Annotated in this window: 1 pseudogene; it reads right to left on the bottom strand. The window is 57.9% G+C overall.

Annotation, left to right across the window (positions count from 1 at the left end):
- Positions 1–1350, bottom strand: a pseudogene (locus tag ACIP1X_RS28935) (RNA polymerase factor sigma-54); the annotation flags it as partial.
- Positions 1351–1417 lie beyond the last annotated feature (67 nt).

Below are 1417 nucleotides of genomic sequence, written 5' to 3' on the forward strand. Positions count from 1 at the left end.
CTAGCTCTCACTCAACGGCTTTTTCTGATGTTCCGCGGCAACCAGATTTTTGATGAACGCGCGGATCGCCGTGGACGAGCATTCACCGCCTTCAGAGGTGCTGACGTGGCTGGAGAAAAAGTATTTCAGTTCATAAATACCGCGCGGGGTATGCATGAATTTCTGCGTGGTCACCCGGGAAATCGTTGATTCGTGCATGCCGACTGCTTCGGCGATGTCGTGCAGCACCAACGGCTTCATGGCTTCGTCGCCGTACTCCAGAAAACCGCGCTGATGCTCGACGATCTGGGTGGCAACTTTCATCAGGGTTTCGTTGCGGCTCTGCAGGCTCTTGATGAACCAGCGGGCTTCCTGCAACTGATTGCGCATGAAAGTGTTGTCGGCGCTGGTGTCGGCGCGCCGGACGAAACCGGCGTACTGCGCGTTGACGCGCAGGCGTGGCATCGATTCCTGATTCAACTCGACCAGCCAGCGCTCGTTGTCCTTGCGCACGATGACGTCAGGGACGACGTATTCGGCTTCGGTGGATTCGATCTGCGAGCCCGGACGCGGATTGAGGCTTTGTACCAGTTCGATAACCTGGCGCAGCTCGTCTTCCTTGAGCTTCATACGGCGCATCAACTGGCTGTAATCACGGCTGCCGAGCAGATCGATGTAATCGCTGACCAGACGTTTGGCTTCCGCCAGCCAAGGCGTCTTGGCCGACAGCTGACGCAATTGCAGCAGCAGGCATTCGCTGAGGTTGCGCGCGCCGATCCCGGCCGGTTCAAATTGCTGGATCCGGTGCAGGACGGCTTCAATCTCGTCCAGTTCGATGTCCAGTTCCGGATCGAACGCCTCGAGAATTTCTTCGAGGGTTTCGTCCAGGTAGCCCTGATTGTTGATGCAATCGATCAGGGTCACGGCGATCAGGCGATCGGTGTCGGACATCGGTGCGAGGTTGAGTTGCCACAGCAAGTGGCTTTGCAGGCTTTCGCCGGCGGAGGTGCGGGTGGTGAAATCCCACTCGTCATCATCGCTGCTGGGCAGGCTGCTGGCGCTGGTCTGGTAAACGTCCTCCCAGGCTGTGTCGACCGGAAGTTCGTTGGGGATGCGTTCGTTCCATTCGCCGTCTTCGAGGTTATCGACGGTCGGTGCGGCTTCCTGATAGGAAGGTTCCTGGATCTCGGTGGGCTTCTGTTCGGCGTTGTCGGCCATGGGATCCGAGTTGTCGAAGTCGTCGCCTTCTTCCTGGCGTTCGAGCATCGGATTGGATTCCAGAGCCTCCTGGATTTCCTGTTGCAGATCCAGGGTCGACAATTGGAGCAGGCGGATGGCCTGTTGCAGCTGCGGTGTCATCGCCGACGCCATGCCCCAGGGTGTCGTTGATTTCCTTGAAGTGATCCAGATCGAGAAAAATCACCGCGACTTTCAAACC

Source organism: Pseudomonas sp. NPDC088885 (assembly GCF_044750025.1).
In the GTDB taxonomy this organism is placed as follows: Bacteria; Pseudomonadota; Gammaproteobacteria; order Pseudomonadales; family Pseudomonadaceae; genus Aquipseudomonas; species Aquipseudomonas rustica.